This is a genomic window from Pseudomonas sp. FW305-70, from assembly GCF_058783925.1.
Map to the genome: position 1 here is coordinate 86,151 of NZ_JBYSYZ010000001.1, position 24,661 is coordinate 110,811.

Annotated in this window: 20 protein-coding genes; 9 read left to right on the forward strand and 11 right to left on the reverse strand. The window is 60.4% G+C overall.

The genetic code is table 11. From position 1 onward, the window contains the following. Positions 1 to 11 precede the first annotated feature (11 nt). Genes sctW through AC3WN7_RS00410 form a run of 3 tightly spaced genes read right to left on the reverse strand, consistent with a single transcriptional unit; the run spans position 12 to position 3,557 of the window. Positions 12 to 1,118: a type III secretion system gatekeeper subunit SctW gene (sctW, locus tag AC3WN7_RS00400; RefSeq protein WP_102673272.1), complete on the reverse strand. Its 1,107-nt coding sequence runs from the start codon at positions 1,116 to 1,118 to the stop codon at positions 12 to 14. Continuing rightward, a complete protein-coding gene (gene sctC, locus AC3WN7_RS00405) occupies positions 1,115 to 2,770 on the reverse strand; it encodes a type III secretion system outer membrane ring subunit SctC (RefSeq protein WP_095965156.1) in 1,656 nt (551 codons plus the stop codon). The genes sctW and sctC overlap by 4 nt, the downstream gene beginning before the upstream one ends. 4 nt (positions 2,771 to 2,774) lie before the next feature. Beyond that, positions 2,775 to 3,557: a helix-turn-helix domain-containing protein gene (locus AC3WN7_RS00410; RefSeq protein ID WP_095965155.1), complete on the reverse strand. Its 783-nt coding sequence runs from the start codon at positions 3,555 to 3,557 to the stop codon at positions 2,775 to 2,777. A gap of 173 nt (positions 3,558 to 3,730) precedes the next feature. Here AC3WN7_RS00410 and AC3WN7_RS00415 point away from each other — a divergent pair, with 173 nt between their 5' ends. The 8 genes from AC3WN7_RS00415 (at position 3,731) to cobA (ending at position 15,329) form a co-directional block, all read left to right on the forward strand. Continuing rightward, positions 3,731 to 4,942, forward strand: coding sequence for a CmpA/NrtA family ABC transporter substrate-binding protein (locus AC3WN7_RS00415; protein ID WP_095965154.1), 1,212 nt, complete (start codon positions 3,731 to 3,733; stop codon positions 4,940 to 4,942). Positions 4,943 to 4,957: 15 nt separating this feature from the next. Continuing rightward, positions 4,958 to 5,533 (forward strand): ANTAR domain-containing response regulator, encoded by a 576-nt coding sequence (locus AC3WN7_RS00420; RefSeq protein ID WP_015096057.1) that lies wholly within the window; start codon positions 4,958 to 4,960, stop codon positions 5,531 to 5,533. 338 nt (positions 5,534 to 5,871) lie between these two features. Then, positions 5,872 to 7,083: a nitrate/nitrite transporter gene (locus tag AC3WN7_RS00425; protein WP_102673273.1), complete on the forward strand. Its 1,212-nt coding sequence runs from the start codon at positions 5,872 to 5,874 to the stop codon at positions 7,081 to 7,083. 7 nt (positions 7,084 to 7,090) lie between these two features. Beyond that, on the forward strand, positions 7,091 to 8,758 hold the full coding sequence (locus tag AC3WN7_RS00430) for a bifunctional protein-serine/threonine kinase/phosphatase (RefSeq protein WP_102673274.1): 1,668 nt from the start codon (positions 7,091 to 7,093) through the stop codon (positions 8,756 to 8,758). A gap of 290 nt (positions 8,759 to 9,048) precedes the next feature. Further along, positions 9,049 to 11,502 (forward strand): nitrite reductase large subunit NirB, encoded by a 2,454-nt coding sequence (nirB, locus tag AC3WN7_RS00435; RefSeq protein ID WP_007988941.1) that lies wholly within the window; start codon positions 9,049 to 9,051, stop codon positions 11,500 to 11,502. After that, positions 11,499 to 11,816: a nitrite reductase small subunit NirD gene (gene nirD, locus AC3WN7_RS00440; RefSeq protein WP_007971500.1), complete on the forward strand. Its 318-nt coding sequence runs from the start codon at positions 11,499 to 11,501 to the stop codon at positions 11,814 to 11,816. Before nirB ends, nirD begins: the two co-directional genes overlap by 4 nt. Further along, on the forward strand, positions 11,816 to 14,533 hold the full coding sequence (locus tag AC3WN7_RS00445) for a nitrate reductase (RefSeq protein WP_102673275.1): 2,718 nt from the start codon (positions 11,816 to 11,818) through the stop codon (positions 14,531 to 14,533). Before nirD ends, AC3WN7_RS00445 begins: the two co-directional genes overlap by 1 nt. 10 nt (positions 14,534 to 14,543) lie before the next feature. Further along, the gene (gene cobA / locus AC3WN7_RS00450) at positions 14,544 to 15,329 is read left to right on the forward strand and encodes a uroporphyrinogen-III C-methyltransferase (protein WP_102673276.1); all 786 of its coding nucleotides are present in this window, start codon (positions 14,544 to 14,546) and stop codon (positions 15,327 to 15,329) included. 75 nt (positions 15,330 to 15,404) lie between these two features. Here the strand turns inward: cobA and AC3WN7_RS00455 are convergent, their stop codons facing one another. The 8 genes from AC3WN7_RS00455 to ppsA all read right to left on the reverse strand — a co-directional run bounded on the left by AC3WN7_RS00455 (position 15,405) and on the right by ppsA (position 23,599). Beyond that, the gene (locus AC3WN7_RS00455) at positions 15,405 to 16,436 is read right to left on the reverse strand and encodes an OmpA family protein (protein WP_015096064.1); all 1,032 of its coding nucleotides are present in this window, start codon (positions 16,434 to 16,436) and stop codon (positions 15,405 to 15,407) included. 107 nt (positions 16,437 to 16,543) lie between these two features. Continuing rightward, positions 16,544 to 17,134: an RNA polymerase sigma factor SigX gene (sigX, locus tag AC3WN7_RS00460; protein ID WP_015096065.1), complete on the reverse strand. Its 591-nt coding sequence runs from the start codon at positions 17,132 to 17,134 to the stop codon at positions 16,544 to 16,546. Between the two features lie 90 nt (positions 17,135 to 17,224). Beyond that, positions 17,225 to 18,049 (reverse strand): mechanosensitive ion channel family protein, encoded by an 825-nt coding sequence (locus tag AC3WN7_RS00465; RefSeq protein ID WP_007916401.1) that lies wholly within the window; start codon positions 18,047 to 18,049, stop codon positions 17,225 to 17,227. 2 nt (positions 18,050 to 18,051) lie between these two features. Then, positions 18,052 to 18,300, reverse strand: coding sequence for a hypothetical protein (locus AC3WN7_RS00470; protein WP_007971509.1), 249 nt, complete (start codon positions 18,298 to 18,300; stop codon positions 18,052 to 18,054). A 62-nt stretch (positions 18,301 to 18,362) separates the two neighbouring features. Then, complete coding sequence (locus AC3WN7_RS00475) at positions 18,363 to 19,358, reverse strand: zinc transporter ZntB (protein ID WP_102673277.1); 996 nt, start codon at positions 19,356 to 19,358, stop codon at positions 18,363 to 18,365. 27 nt (positions 19,359 to 19,385) lie between these two features. After that, entirely contained in the window at positions 19,386 to 19,877 is a 492-nt protein-coding gene (rraA, locus tag AC3WN7_RS00480) for a ribonuclease E activity regulator RraA (RefSeq protein ID WP_027922555.1), read from the reverse strand. 138 nt (positions 19,878 to 20,015) lie between these two features. Beyond that, positions 20,016 to 21,005 (reverse strand): alpha/beta fold hydrolase, encoded by a 990-nt coding sequence (locus tag AC3WN7_RS00485; protein WP_015096068.1) that lies wholly within the window; start codon positions 21,003 to 21,005, stop codon positions 20,016 to 20,018. 218 nt (positions 21,006 to 21,223) lie between these two features. Then, the gene (ppsA, locus tag AC3WN7_RS00490) at positions 21,224 to 23,599 is read right to left on the reverse strand and encodes a phosphoenolpyruvate synthase (protein WP_095965145.1); all 2,376 of its coding nucleotides are present in this window, start codon (positions 23,597 to 23,599) and stop codon (positions 21,224 to 21,226) included. 174 nt (positions 23,600 to 23,773) lie between these two features. On the opposite strand from ppsA, the gene ppsR reads away from it, so the two are divergent. Continuing rightward, complete coding sequence (ppsR, locus tag AC3WN7_RS00495) at positions 23,774 to 24,592, forward strand: posphoenolpyruvate synthetase regulatory kinase/phosphorylase PpsR (RefSeq protein ID WP_007971527.1); 819 nt, start codon at positions 23,774 to 23,776, stop codon at positions 24,590 to 24,592. The last annotated feature ends 69 nt before the right edge of the window (positions 24,593 to 24,661 follow it).

Sequence of the window (24,661 nt, forward strand, 5' to 3'; positions counted from 1 at the left end):
CCGGGAAAAAGTCATGAGCAGCCGCCGAGGCGTCGCCGTTCTTTGCATTCGTGGGCGTAGGCAATGTCAGCCAGTCGGGTGAACTGTTCTGCCAGGCGCAGTGGTGCGAGTTCATCGGCAAACAGTTGCGGCGGCAACTGCAGGCTGTGCCGGCGCACCTTCTGCAGCAGCGTCGAACGCTCACGGTGTGGGCTCAACAGCACACTCTCACCCAACGCACCGAGCAACAGCTGGTCGAGCTCATCGGGGTACGTCAGCAGGCCGAGCAGGAACACCAGCCAGTCGGGCTCATTGGCGTTGTGCCGGCAAATGAGTGCATCGCCGAGCAGTTGGGTGATAAACAGCTCATCAGCTGAGCGCAGGCGCTTGAGGTCGGTCACCCTGGCCAGCAGTTGACCGAACTCCACGCGCGAGCAACTGGGGTCCTGGGCACTGATATCCGTGAGCAATGCTGCTTCGATGAAGGCAAGTACCGCCATGCGTTGTGACGGACCATACAGTGCGATCCAGTCCTGATAACAACTGATCGGGCCCTCGTCGGACTCCAGAAAATCCCGGTAGGTCTCACGCAACAACCCTGCGCGCACCGCCATGCTCGCCCCGAACATCCTGGCTTTGAGGGCGGCGTTTATCCCGGCATTCATCCGCTTGGGGGAGCCTTGGGCAACCACCGTCTGTAAAAGCGTTTCAAGTCGCTGACGGGTGGTCTTTTCCAGTTTCTTGCGACGTAGCAGTTCTCGCAGCACCAACGCCAGATCACTGTCATCGGGGAACAGTTGTCGCACCCTTTGCAGCAACCAGGCGACCGGCTTGTCCGCCAGCCGCGCGAGGCTGAGCACCTGCTGCACCTTGGGCACAGTGTCGTCTTCAAGGACTCGTTCGAAGTTGTCCATCAGGGTCTCGGACTTGAGCTCGAAATGTCGCCGCCCGCGAAACTGAGCCAGTGCCGCCGACATTTCATCGCTGATCTGCACAAAGCGCTGCGCAACGGCAACCGTCGCGCTGTCGTCGAGATCAACCTGCGCATCCGCCTGGGGCTGTGGATGTTCGGCGGCCTTTTCGGCATTGAGCCGTGCCTGGGCAGCTCGCCCACCTGTGGAAACCGGCGGCAGGATCACTGTTCTGCCGCCCGCAAATAGGCACGGCGCACCCGCTCATGCTGCTGCGGGGTCAGCAGCCCGGTGGCCGGAACAGTCGTGGCGGGCTCCAGTGTGTCGAGAATCTCCTTGGGCTGAATCAGGAACACCCGCACCGTGTTGGCCGAACGGTTCTGGCGATAGCTGAATAGGCGTCCGATCCACGGAATCGAACCCAGTACCGGAATCCGCCCGACTTGCTCGCTGTGATCATCGCGGGTGAAACCGCCCACCAACAGACTCTTGCCCTGGGGCACGCGCGCCACCGTGCTGATCCGTGTGCGCCCGACCGTCGGCAAACTGCCAGGTTGCTTGTTCTCGTCAGGTTTTTCTACTTCGTTGCCGTCTTCGATATTGAGTGACATTTCAATTTCGTCCGCCTGGGCGAAACGGGGCAGAACACTGACGAGCGTGCCATAGGTCACGTGCTGCAAATCGACACTGCGCTCCCCCACCAGCGGGGCATAAAAGGTGCGGTTGTTGTCGAAGATCGCCGGCACGTTCTCTTGTGTCAGGATCACCGGACGCGAGACCACATTCGCCCGGTTGGTGCGCTCCAGAGCCATGACCTGGGCGACGAACGAAGCGCCATCGAGGGTGGTCGCCGAGCCGGCGTTCAGCGACATGGTGAATGTCCCGCTGGACTTCAATGCGCCCTGCCAGTTGATACCCAGCTGATTGAGTTCATCCTTGTGCAAATCGATGATCCACAACGACAACTCCACGTGCCGTTTCGGCGTGTCCAGCGCACTCACCAGGTTCTCGATAAAGCGCACTTGCTCCGGCAGCCCCTTGACCAGCAGGCTGTTGGTGTCGGGATAGGCCACCACTCGTATATTTCCGGCAGCCACCTCTCGCGCAATGATTCGCGGCGCGGTCGGGTCTTGCTCCGAGGGGGCGCTCGCCAGGCCTTCCAGGGGAAACGCCGGCATCAATCCCTGAGGACGCTGCGCAGGGGCTTGTGCCACCGACGGCTCGACTTCGCGCTTTTCGCCACGCAACAAGTCCTCGATCACGGTTGCCAGCCCGGGAATGGTCACCTTGTCATCACGCAGCTCATACTTTCGGTCGCTGACAAAGGTATTGCGCACCTGGATCACGCCGATCTGCTGCTTGCCCAGCAACAGTTCCGAGCGCTGGTTATCCATCAGTCCGGCGGCTTGCACCACCAGATCGACATACATCGGCGGGCCCGACACATGAAAAGTGCGCAAGCCGTCGTGGCGCAATGGATAACGTGCATCGTGCAACCCGGAACGCTCAAGGAACGCCTGAAGTCGGGTGACAGTCAGGGTCTGCAGCGACATCATCGAGCTTTTGACTTCCGACGCGTCATACAGATAAATCGCCTGGCCATCGCTATACCAGATAAGCCCCATCTGCGCGCTGACCCGCTCAAAGGTCCGCTGCGGCGAACGCAGATCGAAGGCACCGGAAATCCGTTTGGCGGCGGCAGTCTTGCTGACGATGACAGGTTTGCCCAACGGTCCGGACAACTCGCTGAAGAATGTGCGCACGCTCTGTTCGCGAGCCACATAGCCGTCGGCATTGGCGCGCGCGGCAAGCGGCACCAGCGACAACAGGGCGCCTAACCAGAACGGCAAAACAAATAAGGAAAGTAATCGGCGGTTCATTGGCTCACTTGCCTGGGAGGTAGGTTATGTCGGCCAGGCTACTGGGCGTGAAGCCAACCAGATCACGGATTTCCTTGGAGAAATGCGAAGAAGAGGCAAAACCCAACTCCAGCGCGATATCCGTCAGGGAGCCGTCCTGGAGGCTCATGTTCAACAGCGCCCTGGCCGCGCGCCAGCCGCGCAAGGCAGGCTTGGTTGCTGTGCCCAGGGCCTGCCGGCACAGCCGACGGAAGTGCGACACGGAAACGCCATAACGCTGGGCCAGGGTGGTCAACTTTTCGCTGTGGGTGCCCTGCTCCAGCAGGAAGCGCACAAGTCCGTAACTTTCGGTATGACGCAGCACGCCGGCGAAGGTCTGGTAAGCCATCCCCCCGACCATGGCCTGTTCGATGTACCAGCGCTCAAGCACCCGCCCGGACCACACGGCGGGGTACGCCACCGGCAATGCCGCCCAGGATGTCGGGCCGGGTCGTTGATCAACCAGTGTGTTTCCCAGATCGATGAACACTTGCAATTTAACCAGCGCCGCTTCTGCAACCGCCCGGGTCTGCACGCCGCCGCTCAGCTCGAATGTATCGCTCGTTGCAATCAGCCCTTCCCAACCGACCGGCAGACAGACCCGCGGGCGCTGCGCCGAAGCCAGATACACAGGGGATTCGCTGACCCGCACATGCAGCACCCGCTCGCTGCAACGAGCATCGGGCAGACCGGTGGCGCGTAGTAATTGAATTTGCACGCCAACCTCCTTTGCGGCCTGACGATTAACGGCCGGCAGGATGAAAGACATGGCGCGATGAATCCTGATGTAAAGCTGATGAACCGGTGATGGCATATGCCTTGCACCCTTCCAGGCACCAGCACCCACGCCAGCGTCGGAATGGGTGCAAAGACAATGGCGTCGTCCCCGGCCTGCCCATGCACGGACCCGGGACGACGTTTTTTTTGCAAGGTGAACGCGCGATGAACGAACCGTCAGCCGGCCCTCTGGCTTGGGTCAATGGCAGCGATGCCCCGGAAAAAACCGAAATCAATCTCGGCTTCATGGCCCTGAGCGACTGCGCCTCGGTGGTGGTCGCCGCCACCCAGGGCTTCGCCCAACCCTATGGCTTGACCCTGAACCTCAAGCGCCAAACGTCCTGGGCCAACCTGCGGGACAAGCTGGTCAGCGGCGAACTCGATGCAGCCCACAGTCTCTACGGTCTGATTTACGCCGTTCACCTGGGCATCGGTGGCGTGGCCGCGACCGACATGGCCGTGTTGATGGGCCTGAATCAAAACGGCCAGAGCATCAATCTGTCCCGCGGCTTGCAGGCGCTTGGGGTGACCAGTCCTGAGGCATTGGATCGGCACGTGCACCAAACTCGCGCAAAACTCACCTTCGCTCAGACGTTTCCTACCGGTACCCACGCCATGTGGTTGTATTACTGGCTGGCCAGCCAGGGCATTCACCCGCTGCTGGATGTCGACAGCGTCGTAGTGCCGCCGCCGCAAATGGTCGCCCACCTGCGGGCCGGGCGTATCGACGGGTTCTGTGTCGGCGAACCCTGGTCCGCCAGCGCCGTGCAGCAGAACCTGGGTTTCACCCTGGCCACGACCCAGGCCCTCTGGCCCGATCACCCGGAAAAGGTCCTCGGCTGCACCCGTGCGTTCGTCGAGCAATATCCCAATACCGCGCGGGTGTTGGTGATGGCGATTCTGGAAGCCAGCCGCTTCATCGAACAAAGCAACGAAAATCGTCGCAGCACCGCGCAACTGCTCAGTGCCGCGCAATACCTGGATGCGCCGCTGGAATGCATCGAGCCGCGCCTGCTGGGCGACTATGTCGATGGCCTGGGCAATCGCTGGCAAGACCCGCACGCCCTGCGCTTGCATGGTGAAGGCGAGGTCAATCTGCCGTACCTGTCCGACGGTATGTGGTTCATGACCCAGTTCCGTCGCTGGGGCTTGTTGCGCGATGATCCGGATTACCTCGCCGTGGCCCGTCAAGTCCATCAACTAGACTTGTACCGTGAAGCGGCCGGCGCGGTAGGTGTCGCGGCACAGGGCAAGGAGATGCGTAGCAGTCAATTGATCGACGGCAAGATCTGGGACGGTTCGGACCCGGCCGGTTATGCCCGCAGCTTCAAACTGCACGCCATGAGCGACAGCTCACACCGATCCGCCAGCCGCTGACAGGAGACGACGAACATGCTGCGTATCCTGCTGATCAACGACACCGCGAAAAAAGTCGGACGCCTGAAGGCCGCCCTGACCGAGGCCGGGTTCGAAGTGATCGATGAGTCCGGCCTGACCATCGACTTGCCCGAACGCGTCGAAACGGTGCGTCCGGACGTGATTCTGATCGATACCGAGTCACCAGGCCGCGATGTCATGGAACAAGTGGTGCTGGTCACTCGCGACCAGCCACGACCGATTGTGATGTTCACCGACGAGCATGACCCCGATGTGATGCGCCAGGCGATCAAGTCCGGGGTCAGTGCCTACATCGTCGAAGGCATTCACGCACAACGCCTGCAGCCGATTCTCGATGTGGCCATGGCACGCTTCGAAAGCGATCAGGCCTTGCGTGCCCAGTTGCAGGCCCGCGACCAGCAACTGGCCGAGCGCAAGCGCATCGAGCTGGCCAAAGGGCTGCTGATGAAAATGAAGGACTGTAACGAAGAAGAGGCCTACACACTGATGCGCCGCCAGGCGATGAGCCGCCAGCAGAAGCTGATTCAAGTGGCGGAGCAGATTATTGCCATGAGCGAGTTGCTTGGCTGAAGTGCTGTGGCGCCTGTGAGGACGCCATCGCGAGCAAGCTCGCTCCCACAGGGGAATGGCGTCGAACACAAATCACCTGTGGGAGCGAGCTTGCTCGCGATGGCAGCGACCCGGTTTCGGTTGTTGGCACAGATCTGGCTAAGTAATCACCACAGGTAACCAACGGCGGTTGCCCCACCTACGACAAAGACGTCGCTCACCTCATTTGCCCTTGGCGGATCGGGTGGCGGCGTTTTTTCGTTTTGGCCCCAGAGCACGGGGCCGGTGGAGCGGCCGTAGCGGCGCCCCACCTGCAAGCTCATGACTCCTTTCGAGACTCTTCACAGCTGAGGTGCGCAATGAATTCAAGCTTCTGGAAATCCGGCCATACCCCCACATTGTTCGCAGCCTTCCTCTATTTCGACCTGAGCTTCATGGTCTGGTACCTGCTCGGCCCTCTGGCGGTACAGATCGCCGCCGACCTGCACCTGACGACACAGCAACGCGGGCTGGTGGTTGCCACGCCGATTCTGGCCGGGGCGGTCTTGCGTTTTGTCATGGGGATGCTGGCTGATCGCCTGTCGCCCAAAACCGCCGGTCTGATCGGCCAGGTCATCGTGATCTGCGCGCTGTTCGGCGCCTGGAAGCTCGGCATCCACAGCTACGAGCAAGCGCTTGTGCTGGGCCTGTTCCTCGGCATGGCCGGCGCATCCTTTGCCGTTGCCCTGCCCCTGGCCTCGCAGTGGTATCCGCCGCAGCATCAAGGCAAGGCCATGGGCATCGCAGGCGCCGGGAACTCGGGGACGGTGTTCGCCGCCTTGATCGCTCCGGTACTGGCGGCAGCGTTTGGCTGGAGCAACGTGTTCGGCTTCGCCCTGATTCCGCTGATCCTGACCCTGATCGTCTTTGCCTGGATGGCGAAAAACGCCCCCGAGCGACCAAAAGCCAAATCCATGGCCGACTACTTCAAGGCCCTGGGCGACCGTGACAGCTGGTGGTTCATGTTTTTCTACAGCGTGACGTTCGGCGGCTTCATCGGCCTGGCCAGCGCCCTGCCCGGCTATTTCAACGACCAGTACGGCCTGAGCCCGGTGACGGCCGGGTACTACACGGCGGCCTGCGTGTTCGGCGGTAGCCTCATGCGCCCCTTGGGCGGCGCGCTGGCTGACCGGTTCGGTGGCATTCGGACCTTGTTGGCGATGTACACCGTCGCGGCGATCTGCATCACCGCAGTCGGTTTCAACCTGCCGAATTCCTACGCCGCACTCGCACTTTTCGTCTGCACCATGCTCGGCCTGGGTGCCGGCAATGGCGCGGTATTCCAGTTGGTGCCGCAGCGTTTTCGTCGGGAGATCGGTGTGATGACCGGCCTGATCGGCATGGCCGGCGGCATCGGTGGCTTTGCCCTCGCGGCCGGCATGGGCGCGATCAAACAAAGCACTGGCAGCTATCAACTGGCGCTGTGGTTGTTCGCCAGCCTCGGCATTCTCGCCTGGTTCGGCCTGCACGGCGTGAAACGGCGCTGGAGAACCACCTGGGGTTCGGCGGCCGTGACGGCTGCGCGGGTCTGACGCCTCGATGAGCCTGCAACTGAGTTTCGCCGAAGCCAGCGCCATCGGTCCGCGCGAGGAGAACCAGGATGCCCTGCGCCTCGTCACGCCGGCCCCGGCGCTGGCGGCGAGCAAAGGCTACCTGTTCGCCATCGCCGACGGTGTCAGCCAGTGCGCCGATGGCGGCCTGGCGGCCCGTTCGACGCTGCAGGCCCTGGCGCTGGATTACTACGCCACGCCGGAAACCTGGAGCGTGGCGCAGGCACTTGATCGCCTGTTGCTGGCGCAAAACCGCTGGTTGCAGGCCAACGGCGGCGGACAACCGCTGCTGACCACCCTCAGTGCGCTGGTCCTGCGTGGCCGGCGTTTTACCCTGGCGCATGTCGGCGATTGCCGGGTGTACCGCTGGCACGCCGACCGATTGCAGCGAATCAGCGAGGATCACGTCTGGGACCAGCCGGGCATGCAGCATGTGCTGAAACGGGCGCTGGGCCTCGATCAACATCTGGTGCTGGATTTTCTCGACGGTGAATTGCGCCCCGATGAAAGTTTCGTCCTGCTCAGCGACGGCATCTGGGCCGTCCTGGGCGATACCGCCATTGCGGCGATCCTGCGTGATCAACCGGACTTGCACAGCGCAGCGCAAACCCTGGTCAATGCCGCACACCTGGCAGGCAGCCAGGACAACGCCAGCGCCTTGCTGGTGCGGGTCGACGCCCTCGGTGAAGCGAGCATTGGCGATGCATTGATGCACTTGCAGCAATGGCCGCTGCCGCCGGCCCTGAAACCGGGCCAGGTGTTCGAGGGCTGGCAGGTCGAAGGGATCGTCGCACAGAGCCAGCAATCGCTGCTTTATCGCGTGCGCGACACTCAGCAACGACCCTGGCTGCTGAAAACCCTGCCGGGGCGCCTGCACGACGATCACCAGGCCGGGCAAGCGTTGCTGTCGGAAGAGTGGTTTCTCAAACGCGTGGCCGGCCGGCATTTTCCCGAAGTGCATGCCGCCAGTCAGCGTCAGCATTTGTACTACGTGATGCGCGAATATTCGGGCGCTACCCTGGCGCACCGGCATGAGCAAAACGGACCGTTGCCGCTGCCCCAGTGGCAAGACATCGCCGAACGCTTGCTGCGAGCGGTCGGCTTGCTGCATCGACGGCAGATTCTGCATCGCGATATCAAACCGGAAAACCTGTTGCTGGGGGACGACGGTGAACTGCGCCTGCTGGATTTCGGCCTCGCCTACTGCCCCGGTCTCTCGCAAGACCTGCCCTGGGCTTTGCCGGGCACACCCAGTTACATCGCACCGGAAGCCTTTCGTGGCGACATGCCGACGCCACAGCAGGACCTCTATGCCGTTGGTGTGACCTTGTATTTCCTGCTCACCGGGCACTATCCCTATGGCGAAATCGAAGCGTTCCAGCGTCCGAGGTTTGGTCTCCCGGTCAACGCCAGCCGCTACCGGCCCGACCTGCCGGACTGGATCGCCCATCACCTGGAGCGCGCCGTAGCTGCGGCACCTGAACAGCGTTTCGAAACGGCGGAAGAATGGCTGCTGTTGATCGAGCAAGGCGAACGCCGCAGTTTGAGCGTACGCCCAAAACCCTTGCTGGAGCGCGAGCCGCTGAAAGTCTGGCGGACATTGGCGCTGGTATCGCTGCTGCTCAACCTGGTGCTGCTGGTGGTGGCGCTCCATTAGCGGGCAACGCGCCTTTAATCGGTGCACTCCCTCGCAGCCCTGCCCTTGCGAACGGGAAGAAAGCCAACAAACACGGGGCCTGAGCAACTTGGCACAACCACTGCATAACCCTTTTCAACAGACATAAAGCGCAGGCTTCAACGACGAAGGCTGCACTTCCCGAGAGAACGGGACCAGGACAAAGGCGTCCTCGCTAGGCAACTAGCGGGACGCCTTTTTTTGTTTGCGCAAAATTTGTCGAGCATGGCCTGAACCCTGATGAGGCAGGCCTGGACTCCCCGGAGAACCTGATGAAAAAACTAAAACTGGTGATGATCGGCAACGGCATGGCCGGGGTCCGGACCCTGGAAGAACTGCTCAAGCTGAGCACTGAGCTGTACGACATCACGGTCTTCGGCGCCGAACCGCACACCAACTACAACCGCATCCTGTTGTCGCCGGTGCTGGCGGGCGAACAGACCTTCGAGGAGATCGTGCTCAACGACCTGGACTGGTACCTGGACAACAACATCAAACTGCTGCTCAACCGCAAAGTGGTGGAGATCGACCGGGTCAAGCGCCGGGTCATTGCCGAAGACGGCAGTGAAGCCGAATACGATCGCCTGCTGATCGCCACCGGCTCGACGCCTTTCATCCTGCCCATTCCCGGCAACACCCTCGAGGGCGTGATCGGCTACCGCGACATCGCCGATACCCAGGCCATGATCGACACCGCGAAAACCTACCGGCACGCCGTGGTGATCGGCGGCGGCCTGCTCGGCCTGGAGGCCGCCAACGGCCTGATGCTGCGGGGCATGCACGTCACCGTGGTGCATATCGGCGAGTGGCTGCTGGAGCGTCAACTGGACAAGACCAGCGGCCAGCTGCTGCAAACCGCCCTGGAGTCTCGCGGCCTGCATTTCCGTCTGTGCGAGCAAACCCAGGCCTTGCACGACGCGGGCAATGGCCGGGTCGGTTCGGTGCAATTCAAGAACGGCGACATCATCCCCGCTGACCTGGTGGTGATGGCCGCCGGCATTCGCCCCAATACCGAACTGGCGGAGAAATCCGGCATTCCGTGCAACCGCGGGATTCTGGTCAACGACACCCTGCAAACCTATGACCCGCGGATCTACGCCATCGGCGAGTGCGCCAGCCACCGCGGCATCGCCTACGGTCTGGTGGCGCCACTGTTCGAACAGGCCAAAGTCTGCGCCAACCACCTCGCCCAACTGGGTTTTGCCACTTACAAGGGGTCGGTGACCTCGACCAAATTGAAAGTCACCGGCATCGATCTGTTTTCCGCCGGCGACTTCATGGGCGGTGAAGGCACCGAGACCATCACCCTCTCCGACCCGATTGGCGGGGTCTACAAGAAACTGGTGATCAAGGACGACGTGCTGGTCGGCGCCTGCCTGTACGGCGATACGGCCGATGGCGGCTGGTATTTCCGGCAGATCCGTGAAAACCACGCCATCGGCGAGATCCGCGATCACTTGATGTTCGGTGAAAATGCGCTTGGCGACGTCGGGCATCAGGGCCAGGACAAAGCCATGAGCATGGCCGATACGGCCGAAGTCTGCGGCTGCAACGGCGTGTGCAAAGGCACCATCGTCAAGGCCATTCAGGAACACGGGCTGTTCAGTGTCGACGAAGTGAAGAAACACACCAAGGCTGCCAGCTCCTGCGGTTCGTGCGCGGGTTTGGTGGAGCAGATCCTGATCAACACCGTGGGCGGCGCCGCCGACGTCAAACCGAAAAGCGAAAAGGCCATCTGCGGCTGCAGCGACCTCAACCACGGGCAAATCCGCCAGGCCATCCGCGAGCAACACTTGCTGACCATCGCCGGCACCCTGAGCTACCTGAACTGGCGTACACCCAACGGCTGCGCCACCTGCCGGCCGGCGCTCAACTACTACCTGATTTCCACCTGGCCAGGGGAAGCCAAGGATGATCCGCAATCGCGCCTGATCAACGAACGCGCCCACGCCAACATTCAGAAAGACGGCACCTACTCGGTAGTCCCACGGATGTGGGGCGGTGTGACCAATCCTTCGGAACTGCGGCGCATTGCCGACGTTGCCGACAAGTACAACGTGCCGATGGTCAAGGTCACCGGCGGCCAGCGCATCGACTTGCTGGGGATCAAGAAGCAGGACTTGCCAGGCGTCTGGAAAGACCTGGACATGCCGTCCGGACATGCCTACGGCAAATCCATCCGCACCGTTAAGACCTGCGTCGGCAGCGAGTTCTGCCGCTTTGGCACCCAGAACTCCACACAACTTGGCATTGAACTGGAACATGACCTGTTCAACATGTGGTCGCCGCACAAAGTGAAACTGGCTGTCTCCGGTTGCCCGCGCAACTGCTCGGAAGCGGGCATCAAGGACGTAGGCATCATCGGCGTCGATTCCGGCTGGGAGATGTACATCGGCGGCAACGGCGGGATCAAGACCGAAGTCGCGGAATTCTTCGTCAAACTGAAAACCGCCGAAGAAGTCCGCGAATACAACGGCGCATTCCTGCAGCTCTATCGCGAAGAAGCCTTCTACCTCGAGCGAACCGTGCACTACCTGCAACGGGTCGGCATGGACCACATCAAGAAAGCCGTGCTTGAGGACCCAGAGCGGCGCAAGGCGCTCAACGATCGCCTGCAGTTCTCCCTGTCGTTCGAACAAGACCCGTGGAAGGAACGCCTGGAACAGCCACAACTGAAAAAAGAATTCGACGTCATCCCCGTGAAAAACCTGGAGGTGCTGGCATGAACTGGCTGGATATCTGCGCACTGGATGAAATCAATGCCCTGGGCTCGCGGATCGTTGCCGGCCCTAAAGGCGACATCGCGATTTTTCGTACCAGCGACGATGAAGTGTTCGCCCTCGACGACCGTTGCCCGCACAAGGGCGGACCGCTGTCCCAGGGTTTGATCTACGGCAAACGCGTGGCCTGCCCACTGCACAACTGGCAAATCGATCTGGAAAGCGGCGAAGCCCTGGCCCCGGACGTCGGCTGCGCCCACCACCACCCGGCGCGGGTCGAAAATGGCCGAGTGATGCTGGCCTTGCGGGACGCAGGCTGATGGACCGCCAGATCACCGCGTCCACCTGCTGCTATTGCGGGGTCGGCTGCGGCGTGCTGATCGAGCATGACGGCGAGCGCATCCTCGGCGTCAGCGGCGATCCGGCACACCCGGCCAATTTCGGCAAGTTGTGCAGCAAGGGATCAACCCTGCATTTGACCGGCGACTTGACAGCAAGGGCGCTGTACCCGGAACTGCGCCTGGACAAAGGCCTGGCGCGCAGCCGCACCGACTGGGATAGCGCGCTTGATCACGCCGCCAGCGTTTTCGCCCAAACCATTGCCGAGCATGGCCCGGACAGCGTGGCGTTCTACATTTCCGGGCAGTTGCTGACCGAGGACTACTACGCCTTCAACAAACTGGCTCGGGCGCTGGTGGGCACCAATAACATCGACAGCAATTCACGGCTGTGCATGTCGTCAGCAGTGGTCGGCTACAAGCGCAGCCTGGGCGCCGACGCCCCGCCATGCAGTTATGAAGACCTGGAATTGAGCGATTGCGTGATGATCGTCGGCAGTAACATGGCCTACGCCCACCCGGTACTGTTTCGCCGACTGGAAGAGGCCAAATCCCGCCGGCCGCAGATGAAAGTCATCGTCATTGACCCACGCCGGACAGACACCTGCGATCTGGCTGACCTGCACCTGGCGATTTTGCCTGGCACCGATGTCGCCTTGTTCCACGGGATTTTGCATCTGCTGCTGTGGGAAGACTGGATCGACCGTGACTTCATCAAGGACCATACCGAAGGCTTGCCCGAGCTGAAGAAACTGGTGCGCGATTACACACCGCAGATGGTCTCGCAGCTCTGCGGAATCAGCGTTGGGCAATTGCAGCAATGTGCCGAGTGGATCGGTACTTCACCGTCTTTTCTGTCGCTGTGGTGCATGGGGTTGAACCAGTCCACCGCCGGCAGTGCGAAAAACAGTGCTCTGATCAATCTGCACCTGGCCACTGGGCAGATTGGCCGTCCCGGTGCAGGTCCTTTCTCCTTGACCGGTCAGCCGAATGCCATGGGCGGGCGGGAAACCGGTAGCCTGTCCAACCTGCTGCCGGGCCATCGGGACGCCGCCAACCCTGAGCACCGTGCCGACGTTGCCGCTTACTGGGGTGTTGACCAACTGCCTGAAAACCCGGGGCTGACTGCCATCGAGTTGTTTGAGCAGGTGGGCAGCGGCAAGATCAAAGCCTTGTGGATCGCCTGCACCAACCCCGCGCAGTCTCTTCCCGATCAGGCTGCCGTGCGCGCGGCACTGGAGGCCTGCCCGTTCGTGGTCTTGCAGGAGGCCTTTCGCACCACCGAAACCGCCAGGTTTGCCGACCTGTTGTTGCCCGCCGCCAGTTGGGGCGAAAAGGACGGCACGGTGACCAACTCCGAACGGCGTATTTCCCACGTCCGCCGCGCTATCGTCGCACCAGGCGAAGCGCGCCCAGACTGGACGATCACGGTGGATTTCGCACAGCGCCTGGAGAAACATCTGCGTCCGCAAGCCACCAGCCTGTTTGCCTTTGACACCCCGGCGCAGGTCTTCGACGAATACAAACAGCTGACACGGGGCCGGGATCTGGATTTGTCCGGGATCAGCCACGGGTTGATCGACACCATCGGCCCGCAACAATGGCCCTTTCCTGCGGGGTCCAGCGCAGGTACCGCGCGCCTCTATCTCGACGGCATTTTCCCGACTTCCAGCGGACGCGCGCAGTTCGTGGCCGATCCGTATCGCGCCGCCAAGGAACAACGGGATGCGCGCTTCCCGCTGACGCTGATCACCGGTCGTCTGCGCGATCAGTGGCACGGTATGAGCCGCACCGGCACCGCCGCGCAGTTGTTCGGCCATGTCAGTGAAGCCGTATTGAGCCTGCACCCGGATGAGCTGCGCAGGCATCGCCTGCAAACGGGCGATTTGATCAGCCTGAAAAGCCGCCGCGGCGCGGTGATCGTGCCGGTCGCCAGTGACGACAGCGTACGTCCGGGCCAAGCCTTCTTGCCGATGCATTTTGGTGACCGTTTTCTCAAGGGGGGCGTGAACAGCCTCACCCTGCCCGCCTTCGACCCGTTGTCGAAACAACCGGAGCTCAAACACAGCGGCGTGCGCCTGGAACCGGTGCAATTGCCTTGGCACCTTTTCGCGCTGATAGAGGGCGATGTCCAACAACACTTTGAGACGCTACGCCCCCTCTGCGAGACGTTTTCCTACGTCAGCCTCAGCCTTACCGGTCGTGAGCGCCCTGCGCTGCTGATACGCGCTGCCAGCGCCACGGCGCCAGATCCGCAACTGCTGCGCGATATCGATCAATGCCTGGGGCTCAACGACGGACCGGTGCTGGCCTACGACGATCCACGACGCTCCATCGGTAAGCGGGTGCGGATCGAGAACGGCCGGATCACCGCGATCCGCCTGGCGGGTGAAACCCTCGCCCGGCACTGGCTGCAAAACCTCTGGCTCGAAGGTCGCGCCGATGAACAGCTACGGCGCTGGCTGCTCGCGCCCTTGAGTGCCCCACCGGGCCAGGTTGACGCCGAAGCGATCGGTAACAAAACCCTGTGCAACTGCAAAAACGTCAGCCAAAACGCGGTCTGCGCCGGCATCCGCCGCGGCCTGGACTTGCCGGGGTTGAAACAAGAATTGGGTTGTGGCACGCAATGCGGCTCCTGCGTCCCGGAAATCAAGCGTTTGTTGGCCGCCACCGCGCAGCCGCAAGCCGCCATCTCGTGAGGAAAACACTATGAGCGCAAAAGTCTGGCTGGTGGGTGCAGGTCCCGGTGATCCTGAATTACTGACCCTCAAAGCCGTTCGGGCGTTGAGAGAGGCGGATGTCGTGCTGATCGACGATCTGGTCAACGTCGCGGTGCTGGAGCACTGCCCCGGCGCGCGGATAATTGCGGTGGGCAAGCGCGGCGGCTGTCGTTCAACGCCGCAAGCCTTTATCCATCGCCTGATGTTGCGTTATGCCCGTCAGGGCAAATGCGTGGTGCGCCTCAAGGGTGGCGACCCGTGCATCTTCGGGCGTGGCGGTGAAGAAGCGCAGTGGTTGCGCGAGCGTGGTGTCGAGGTTGAGCTGGTCAATGGCATCACCGCCGGCCTGGCGGGCGCGACGCAATGCGATATTCCATTGACCCTGCGCGGCGTGGCACGAGGGGTAACGCTGGTGACCGCCCACACTCAGGATGACAGCAGCCTGAACTGGCAAGCGCTGGCCCAAGGCGGCACGACACTGGTGATCTACATGGGGGTGGCAAAGCTCAGCGAGATCCGTGAGCAACTGCTGGCAGGCGCAATGGCGGCAGATACGCCGGTGGCAATGATTGAAAATGCATCGTTGCCGCATCAACGGGAATGTCGAAGCAACCTGATGGCAATGGAGGAAGATGCCTGTGCCTTCGAGTTGAAAAGCCCGGCAATTCTGGTGATTGGCGCAGTCGCTGCCAACGCCATCTCCTCCTGCGGGAGCGAGCCTGCTCGAGAAGAGGCTCTGTCCGTCGACATCAATGTTGGAAGTCAGCGCGCCTGACGCGTCCCTCCTCACCAAATCGCAGGCAAAGAAAAGCCCGGCCTGAGCCGGGCTTTTCTCAGAGCTGCGGGCTAATTACTTAGCTTGAGCTTCAACCTGCGCTTCTACGCGACGGTTAACAGCGCGACCAGCTTCAGTTTTGTTGTCAGCAACTGGGCGGGATTCGCCGTAGCCAACGGACTGAACGCGGGACGATTCAACACCGTACTGGTTGGTCAGAACTTGTTTAACGGCGTTTGCACGACGCTCGGACAGTTTCTGGTTGTAAGCGTCAGGACCGACGGAGTCAGTGTGACCTTCAACAGTAGTGCTGGTGGATGGGTACTGCTTCATGAAGTCAGCCAGGTTCTTGATGTCGCCGTAGCTGTTTGGCTTGACTACCGACTTGTCGAAGTCGAACTTCACGTCCAGCTCAACACGAACAACTTCAGCAACTGCCGGGCAGCCGTCAGCGTCAACAGTTACGTTAGCTGGGGTGTCTGGGCACTTGTCAACGTTGTCGCAAACGCCATCGTTGTCGCTGTCAGAGCAAACTTCAGGAGCTGGAACTGGAGCAGCAGCTGGCTTGCTGCCGCCACCGAAGTTCACACCGAGACCGACGCTAGGAGCCCACTCGGTGTTGCCCTGGTCGATGTTGTACTGAGCTTCAACGCCAGCACGGGCGTAGAAGTTGTCGGTGAAGTACAGCTTGGCACCGCCGCCAACGTTGGCGAAGGTGGAACGGTTACGACCGTTCGAGCCGTTCTGGTCGATGCTCTGGTCGGAGAAACCGCCCGAGACGTAAGGACGCAGCATGTCGCCTGGGTTGTTGAAGTGGTACAGAGCGTCCAGAGCGGTGTTCGCGCCCTTAACGTTCTTGCCATCGTTTGCACGGGCATTGTGCACTTCGTCGTAGGCCAGACGCAGTTCAACGTCGTCTGTCAGGAAGTAACCGATCGAACCACCCGGCAGGATGCCGTCGTTCTTGAAGTTACGGTCGCTATCGAAATATTGCTTCTTTGCGTAGCCTTCGATTTCAACTGCGCCTTGGCCCTGTGCCAGAGCGCCGATGGAAGTGGCGGCAATAAGAGAACCAATGGCCAAGCCCAAGGTGTTTTTCAGTTTCATCCGTTAAATCCCCATCTGGTGATTGTGAAGCAGTCCCGCAAACCGGGGGACAACTCGGCGGCAAGTCTAACAGAACTTGCCTACACGTAAGAGATATTTGCGCTGAACTAAGTTTCAGCAATGCCTGCAAATTTCTCACGCAATTTATCTAGAGCGCGTTTGTACCGCATTTTTGTTGCGCTCAAACCCATATGCATGATGTCTGCGATTTCCTGAAACTCCAGTTCTGCGACAAATCGTAGCACCAGAATTTCACGATCAATCGGGTTCACATACACCAACCAGCGATCAAGTCCGCCTTTTTCCTCAGGTTTCGGCGTCTTTTCTTCGGACGCTTCCTCGAGGGGGTCAAGACTCAATGCGTCCATCAAGCGACGCTTTCGCCGTTCCTTGCGATACTGTGTGATGCACTCGTTGTACGTGATGCTATATAGCCATGTCTTGAACTTCGATTTACCCTCGAAGTTCTTCAGGCCATACAGCACCTTCAACATGACCTCCTGACAGACATCGTCTGCATCGCGATCGTTCCCGAGATATCTTGCGCACACATTAAATAATGTTCGCTGGTAACGCCGCATCAGTTCTTCGTAGGCGCGTGTTACGTGAAACAGCTCGGTATGCGAGCGCGCGACCAACTCCTCATCAGAGAGCTCGCGGGGGTCGTAGCGCATGGATAGCGATTGAGCTTTATTCAAAACAAGTCGGGCCGACAGTCAGGTCAATATCCTCCGCAGCCAGCGTCAGCTGGCATTTTGCGGCGGCATACATTAGCAGGGTTTGCCGGGTTAGCGGCTACTCACATGCTGCTCGAGGAGGATCCGATTGGAAAGAGAGACTAGCTCACCCTCATCGGTCAGCAATGTGGTTTTAACCGTGCCGATCTCTTCGATCTGGCCTTCGACCTCGCCAACACGCACTTGTTGCCCAACCTGATACAGCTCACGCACGTAGATTCCCGCAAGAATCTGGCCGGCAATTTCCCGGCTTCCCAGCCCCATGGCCAGCGCTACCGCCAGACCAACGGTTATCAGCACAATCACGATCACGTGGTTCAGCAGGTCGGTCTTGACCTCCAACTGGCTGATCGCCACCGAAATACTGATGATGATCACCAGGCCCTGGGCAATTCGTCCAAGCCCCGAAGCATAGTCCAGCCCCACGCCTTCTGCCGCTCCGCGCACCAGCCCGTTGGCCAGTTGCGCCAGCAAAACACCGACCAGCAACACCAGCGCCGCGCCGAATACTTTCGGCAAATACAGCGCAAGCATATCCAGCGTAGCTGATACTCGCTCAAGTCCAAGGGATTCTGCGGCAGAAACCAGAAAAATAAGCAGAACGAACCAATAGACGATCTTGCCGATCAGGGTCGAAATGGGAACCTGCAGGCCGGCGCGGGACATCAGCTTGGTCAGGCCAGTGCCGCCCATCAAGCGGTCCAGGCCCAGTTTGGCGAGCAATTTGGAAAGCAAGGTGTCCAGCAGTTTGGCCACGACAAAACCCAACAGCAGCACAACCAGAGCGCCGAACAGGTTTGGAATGAAGTTCGCAACCTTGGTCCACAACGCAGTCATTGCAGTGACGAGGCTCTGTGTCCAGAGATCAAGTTCCATATTCAATCAGCCTTATCAGCAGTGCGGGCAGCAGGTTTACGGAGACGGGATACCGGCGAGACATGGGCCGATCCGTTATTCAGGGCAATCATCAGTGCGGGCAACCAGCGCCCCAGCAAGCTGAACAAATCACCGGCGCCGACCTGGCGGTTGGCGGTTTTCAGAACACGCCCCAGACACGCATCGTCGTCCCGGGTGGACGGTGAGGCGTTGAGCATGTCGCGCAAAGACTGTTCAAACGGATCGTGCATACGCACCTCTCGTGATGTCTGTGGGAGACGCGGTCAGTTTTGGTCGGGTCACATGCTTTCCCTCAGACCCAACGCAAACGTCGGAACAACCACCACTGCCCCAGCGCCACCGAAACCATCATCAGGCAGGCGATCAGAAAACCGTAAGGGCTGGCAGAGAATGGAATGCCACCGACGTTGATCCCCAAAAGCCCGGCCAGAAAACTCATGGGCAAAAAGATCCCGGTGATGATCCCGAAGCGATACATCGTGCGGTTCATGCGCACGCTCAAGCGACGGTCTTCAGCCTCCAGGACCAGCCCCACCCGCTCCCGGGTCAGTTCCAGTTCCTCGAGGTAGCGGGTCAGGCTGTTATTCAATTCGTTCCAGTAATCAGCGTCGTCCTCGACGAACCAAGGCAACTTGATTCGCGTCAACTGCCCGAAAATATCCCGCTGCGGAGCAAGAAAGCGCTTCAACGCTGCCGCCCGCCGACGAATCTGCAAAACCGCCCCGTGTTCAGGCGTATACCGTTCGTCGGCATCCAGCTTTTCCTCTTCCTCATCGACCACTTCCGAGAGACAGCTGACCAGATCCTGCACCTTGTTGGTGAGGTACTGCGCCATGCACAGGATGAGTTCGGACGCGGTTTTCGGCCCCTTGCCCTCGGACAGTTGCACCAGCAACTCGTCAGTGGCACGCAACGGACGCAAACGCAGGGAAATGACACGCTGGGCAGAACCGAAGATCCGCACCGACACCATGTCTTCCGGCTCGGCACCGGGGTTCAGATTGACCCCGCGCAAAAACAGCAGCAGTTCGCCGTCCGAAAGCTGCAAAAGTCGCGGACGGGTGTTTTCTTCGAGTAACAGGTCACAGCTGAATTCGCTCAGACCGCTGGATTTGCGTAGCCAGGTCCGGGTTTGCGGATGACTGCGATCCCAGTGCAACCACAGGCTTTCATGGGCCTGCAACTGCAAGTCGTCAAGTTCAGTCCGGGCAATCGAACGCGCACCGCCTCTACCGTCCAGCACCAGGGCATGCACCAGCCCCCATTGCGCGTTTTCTTCCTCGAACATCCGCACTCCTCTGGTCTGCAGCCGCTTTTATTCAGGCATTTTCAAGGGGCTGGGAGAGATGATCACGCCGTTGTTGTCCGCATAGATGTAATGGCCCGGATGGAAGGTCACGCCGGCGAAGGTCACGGCAACGTTGAGATCGCCGATACCGCGCTTGTCGGTTTTCATCGGGTGGCTGGCCAGCGCCTGAACCCCCAGATCGGTTTGCGCGATGACGTCGACGTCACGGATGCAACCATAGATCACCAGGCCTTCCCAGCCGTTTTTCGCGGCTTTCTCGGCGATCATATCGCCCAGCAACGCACGGCGCAGGGAACCGCCACCATCGACGACCAGGACCTTGCCATTACCCTTGAGCTCGGCTTGCTCCTTGACCAGCGAGTTGTCTTCGAAGCACTTGATGGTCACGATTTCGCCACCGAAGGAATCACGGCCGCCGAAATTGCTGAACATCGGTTCCAGCACCTGCACCAGCTCCGGATAGGCGTCGCACAGGTCAGGCGTGAGGTAATGGTTCATCGAGAAACTCCTGTTAAAGAGGAAGACAGCACGAACATCAGTGATGACTCAATCACGCAAAGTGACTGGAACAGCTCAATGCGTCATATCTTAGCCGCAAGCCGACCGGAGCGAAATGCCCTTGTTAGAGCATCAGGCTCAAACCGCCGCGGCCAAATCCCCTTGCTCACCCAACAAGGGTGTCTGCTGATCCGCCAGCCAGCGGGTCACCAATGGCCAGACTTCAGCTTGGGCAGGTTTGCTGACGAGCATTTCAACGTGACCGAAATTGTCGCTGAAACCCTGATCACGACCCAGATTGATAAATTGCTTGTGCTCGGAACCGAACTGCTCGAACAGTTTGCGGCACGCCCACGCCGGGTCCTGATGATCACCCGCTGCACTCACGGCGAGCACCGGCAACCTGACCTCGGCCAAACCGGCCCACCAGTCTTTATCGGCATCGCCAAAGCGCCCGAACAGACCGAACCAGCGCATGCTTTCCAGGGCCAGGCCGATCGGTTCGTCCTCCGGGCCGCGCTTGAGCCTTGCTCCGGACAACTGGGCAAAACGCTTGAGAATGAAGCGACTGCTCCACTCCACCGGTGGAATCTTCAATGGCCAGTAGGTGCGGCTGACTTGTGTACCGAAAAAAGCCGCCGAGGCCACCACCGGCTCACCGATGTACTCGCCACCCAGCGCTGCGGCCAGTGTGGTACCGCCCAGCGAGTGACCGATCCAGTGTGGAACCTGCCCGCTCTGTTCACGCACGAACGCGCCGATGGCCGGCAGGTCATAGCGTGCGTAGTCGGCGACCCGGTTCTTGCGGTAGTCGTGGTTACGCTGGGACAGGCCATGGCCGCGCATTTCCGGAATCCAGACGTCGAACCCCAAGCGGGCCAGATAGGCGCCCAACCCCAGGCCCTTGGGAGAAAACCAGAACCGGCGATTGGAAAAGCTGCCGTGCAGCAGGATCACCGGCACACCACGGGATGACGGCTCATCGGCCATGCCAAGGCGTGTCACAGCCAGTTCGACAGTGAAGTCGGGGCTGTTACCGGGTTTCAAGCGATACACATCTTCGCTCAGATCGCCGCGCCGTTCGGCGCTGATCAGGGCGACAGGAAATAGGTTGCTGCTGCTTTGCATAATCTCTTGCACAAAAAAGGGCGGCATCCGGAGGAGCCCGCCCTGCTTGAATCTCTAAAACGTCCGCTCACTGACACTGCATCACCCCTGTAGGAGCGAGCTTGCTCGCGAAAAACTTCAGGACACCGCGTTTATCCAGGATAAACGCGTGATCGTTGACGTCCATCGCGAGCAGGCTCGCTCCTACAAAGGCATGTGAGCGGCCCGTTCACATGGGGTCAAGCCTGCGCCTGACCCTCTGCCAGGAAGAACCAGGTTTCCAGTACGGAGTCCGGGTTCAACGAAACGCTTTCAATGCCCTGCTCCATCAGCCACTTGGCCAGGTCCGGGTGGTCCGAAGGACCCTGACCGCAGATGCCGATGTACTTGCCGGCCTTGTTGCAGGCGGCAATGGCGTTGGCCAGCAGCTTCTTGACCGCCGGATTACGCTCGTCGAACAGGTGCGCGATGATACCGGAATCGCGGTCCAGGCCCAGGGTCAGCTGGGTCAGGTCGTTGGAACCGATGGAGAAACCGTCGAAGAACTCGAGGAATTCTTCGGCCAGGATGGCGTTGGACGGCAGTTCGCACATCATGATCACGCGCAGGCCGTTTTCGCCACGGGCCAGACCGTTTTCCGCCAGCAGATCCACCACCTGGCTCGCTTCACCCAGGGTACGAACGAACGGCACCATGATTTCGACGTTGGTCAGGCCCATCTCGTTGCGCACGCGCTTGAGGGCGCGGCATTCGAGTTCGAAGCAGTCGCGGAACGACTCGCTGATGTAACGCGAAGCACCGCGGAAGCCCAGCATCGGGTTCTCTTCTTCCGGCTCGTACAGCTTGCCGCCGATCAGGTTGGCGTATTCGTTGGACTTGAAGTCCGACAGACGCACGATGACCTTCTTCGGCCAGAACGCAGCCGCCAGGGTGCTGATGCCTTCGACCAGTTTCTCGACGTAGAAGCCGACCGGGTCGTTGTAACCGGCGATGCGTTTGTCGACGCTTTCCTTGATGTCCAGCGGCAGACCGTCGTAGTTCAGCAGTGCTTTAGGGTGCACGCCGATCATGCGGTTGATGATGAACTCCAGGCGGGCCAGGCCCACACCGGCGTTCGGCAGTTGCGCGAAGTCGAAGGCGCGGTCCGGGTTGCCGACGTTCATCATGATCTTGAACGGCAGCTCAGGCATGGCATCCACGGAGTTCTTCTTGATGTCGAAGCCCAGTTCGCCTTCGAAGATGAAACCGGTGTCGCCTTCAGCGCAGGAAACGGTCACGCCCTGGCCGTCTTTCAACAGCTGGGTGGCGTTGCCGCAACCGACTACCGCTGGAATACCCAGCTCACGGGCAATGATCGCCGCGTGGCAAGTACGGCCGCCACGGTTGGTGACGATGGCACTGGCGCGCTTCATGACCGGTTCCCAGTCCGGGTCGGTCATGTCGGACACCAGTACGTCGCCTGGCTGGACCTTGTCCATCTCGGACACGTCCTTGATGATGCGGACCTTGCCGGCGCCGATGCGCTGGCCGATGGCGCGACCTTCAACCAGCACGGTACCGGTTTCTTTCAACAGGTAACGTTCCATGACGTTGGCCTGGGTGCGGCTCTTCACGGTTTCCGGACGGGCCTGCACGATGTACAGCTTGCCGTCGTCACCGTCCTTGGCCCACTCGATGTCCATCGGGCACTGGTAGTGCTTCTCGATGATCATCGCCTGCTTGGCCAGCTCGCTGACTTCAGCGTCGGTCAGGCAGAAACGTGCGCGCTCGGCCTTGTCCACGTCGACGGTCTTGACCGAACGACCGGCCTTGGCCTCGTCGCCGTAGATCATCTTGATGGCCTTGCTGCCCAGGTTGCGGCGCAGGATGGCCGGACGACCGGCCGCCAGCGTGCCCTTGTGGACGTAGAACTCATCCGGGTTCACCGCGCCTTGAACGACGGTTTCGCCCAGACCGTAAGCGCCGGTGATGAACACCACGTCACGGAAGCCCGATTCGGTATCGAGGGTGAACATCACGCCGGCGGTGCCGGTTTCGGAACGGACCATGCGCTGCACGCCGGCCGACAGGGCAACCAGCTTGTGGTCGAAGCCCTGGTGCACGCGGTAGGAAATGGCACGGTCGTTGAACAGCGAGGCGAAGACCTCTTTGGCGGCGCGAATGACGTTTTCGACACCACGGATGTTCAGGAAGGTTTCCTGCTGACCGGCGAAGGAAGCGTCCGGCAGGTCTTCGGCGGTAGCGGAAGAGCGCACGGCCACGGCCATGTCAGGGTTGCCGGCGGACAGCGTGGCGAACGCGGTACGAATTTCGGCATTCAGTTTTTCAGGGAACTCGGCTTCCATGATCCATTGACGGATCTGGGCACCGGTCTTGGCCAGGGCATTCACGTCATCGACGTCCAGTGCATCGAGTGCGTCGTGAATCTGCTTGTTCAGGCCGCTCAGCTCCAGGAAATCACGATAAGCCTGAGCGGTCGTGGCGAAGCCGCCGGGCACCGATACACCGGCACCTGCAAGGTTGCTGATCATCTCGCCCAGGGATGCGTTCTTGCCCCCCACATGCTCAACATCGTGTTTGCCGAGCTTATCGAGGGAAACTACGTACTCTACCAAGGTGATCTCTCCACTAACTGTGTTGGAAAAGCTCAGAAACCGGCTGCTTAAGTGAGCATTTGCCGGCTATATGGCCTGGACCTGGAAAATAAGTGAGAATGCGGGCCATTGGCGGCCAGCAAATCGCGCCTATCATATCCAAGATTCGTCACTAGCTTAAGGCCCAAGGTGCAAATGAAACGATCTGCTTTCTTTATCTCCGATGGTACCGGCATTACCGCCGAAACCCTGGGTCAAAGCCTTCTGGCGCAGTTCGAAAACATTACCTTCAGCAAAGTCACGCGGCCGTACATCGACAACGTGGACAAAGCGCGGGCCATGGTACAACAAATCAACAAGGCCGCCGAAACCGACGGCTTCCGTCCGATTATCTTCGACACCATCGTCAATCAGGACATTCGTGAGATTCTCGCCACCTCGAATGGTTTCATGATCGACATTTTCTCGACGTTCCTGGCACCGCTTGAACAGGAACTGACCGAGCATTCTTCCTACACCGTCGGCAAGTCCCACTCCATCGGCGCCAACACCAATTACATGGAGCGTATCGAGGCCGTCAACTTCGCCCTCGACAACGACGACGGCGCCCGCACGCACTATTACGACAAGGCCGACCTGATACTAGTGGGCGTGTCGCGATGTGGTAAGACGCCGACGTGCCTGTATATGGCGATGCAGTTCGGTATCCGCGCAGCCAACTACCCGCTGACCGAAGACGACATGGAGCGCCTGCAACTGCCAAACGCCCTGCGCGCCCACCAGCACAAGCTGTTCGGCCTGACCATCGACCCGGACCGCCTCACCGCGATTCGCAACGAGCGCAAGCCCAACAGCCGCTATTCGAGCTACGCCCAGTGCGAATTCGAGGTGCGCGAGGTCGAGAACCTGTTCCGCCGCGAAAACATTCCGCACATCAACTCCACGCATTTTTCCGTGGAAGAAATCTCCGCGAAGATTCTCGTGGAGAAAGGTGTGGAGCGGCGTTTCAAGTAAATCTCCGGCGCCTGTTCCGGCCCTATCGCGAGCAGGCTCGCTCCCACACTGGATTTGCGTCGCACACGA

Excerpts from the sequence above, each read along its gene's own strand:
- sctC (WP_095965156.1), bottom strand. The coding sequence starts at position 2,770 with ATGAACCGCCGATTACTTTCCTTATTTGTTTTGCCGTTCTGGTTAGGC.
- AC3WN7_RS00410 (WP_095965155.1), bottom strand. The coding sequence starts at position 3,557 with ATGTCTTTCATCCTGCCGGCCGTTAATCGTCAGGCCGCAAAGGAGGTT.
- AC3WN7_RS00415 (WP_095965154.1), top strand. The coding sequence starts at position 3,731 with ATGAACGAACCGTCAGCCGGCCCTCTGGCTTGGGTCAATGGCAGCGAT.
- AC3WN7_RS00420 (WP_015096057.1), top strand. The coding sequence starts at position 4,958 with ATGCTGCGTATCCTGCTGATCAACGACACCGCGAAAAAAGTCGGACGC.
- AC3WN7_RS00425 (WP_102673273.1), top strand. The coding sequence starts at position 5,872 with ATGAATTCAAGCTTCTGGAAATCCGGCCATACCCCCACATTGTTCGCA.
- AC3WN7_RS00430 (WP_102673274.1), top strand. The coding sequence starts at position 7,091 with ATGAGCCTGCAACTGAGTTTCGCCGAAGCCAGCGCCATCGGTCCGCGC.
- nirB (WP_007988941.1), top strand. The coding sequence starts at position 9,049 with ATGAAAAAACTAAAACTGGTGATGATCGGCAACGGCATGGCCGGGGTC.
- nirD (WP_007971500.1), top strand. The coding sequence starts at position 11,499 with ATGAACTGGCTGGATATCTGCGCACTGGATGAAATCAATGCCCTGGGC.
- AC3WN7_RS00445 (WP_102673275.1), top strand. The coding sequence starts at position 11,816 with ATGGACCGCCAGATCACCGCGTCCACCTGCTGCTATTGCGGGGTCGGC.
- cobA (WP_102673276.1), top strand. The coding sequence starts at position 14,544 with ATGAGCGCAAAAGTCTGGCTGGTGGGTGCAGGTCCCGGTGATCCTGAA.
- AC3WN7_RS00455 (WP_015096064.1), bottom strand. The coding sequence starts at position 16,436 with ATGAAACTGAAAAACACCTTGGGCTTGGCCATTGGTTCTCTTATTGCC.
- AC3WN7_RS00465 (WP_007916401.1), bottom strand. The coding sequence starts at position 18,049 with ATGGAACTTGATCTCTGGACACAGAGCCTCGTCACTGCAATGACTGCG.
- AC3WN7_RS00470 (WP_007971509.1), bottom strand. The coding sequence starts at position 18,300 with ATGCACGATCCGTTTGAACAGTCTTTGCGCGACATGCTCAACGCCTCA.
- AC3WN7_RS00475 (WP_102673277.1), bottom strand. The coding sequence starts at position 19,358 with ATGTTCGAGGAAGAAAACGCGCAATGGGGGCTGGTGCATGCCCTGGTG.
- rraA (WP_027922555.1), bottom strand. The coding sequence starts at position 19,877 with ATGAACCATTACCTCACGCCTGACCTGTGCGACGCCTATCCGGAGCTG.
- AC3WN7_RS00485 (WP_015096068.1), bottom strand. The coding sequence starts at position 21,005 with ATGCAAAGCAGCAGCAACCTATTTCCTGTCGCCCTGATCAGCGCCGAA.
- ppsR (WP_007971527.1), top strand. The coding sequence starts at position 23,774 with ATGAAACGATCTGCTTTCTTTATCTCCGATGGTACCGGCATTACCGCC.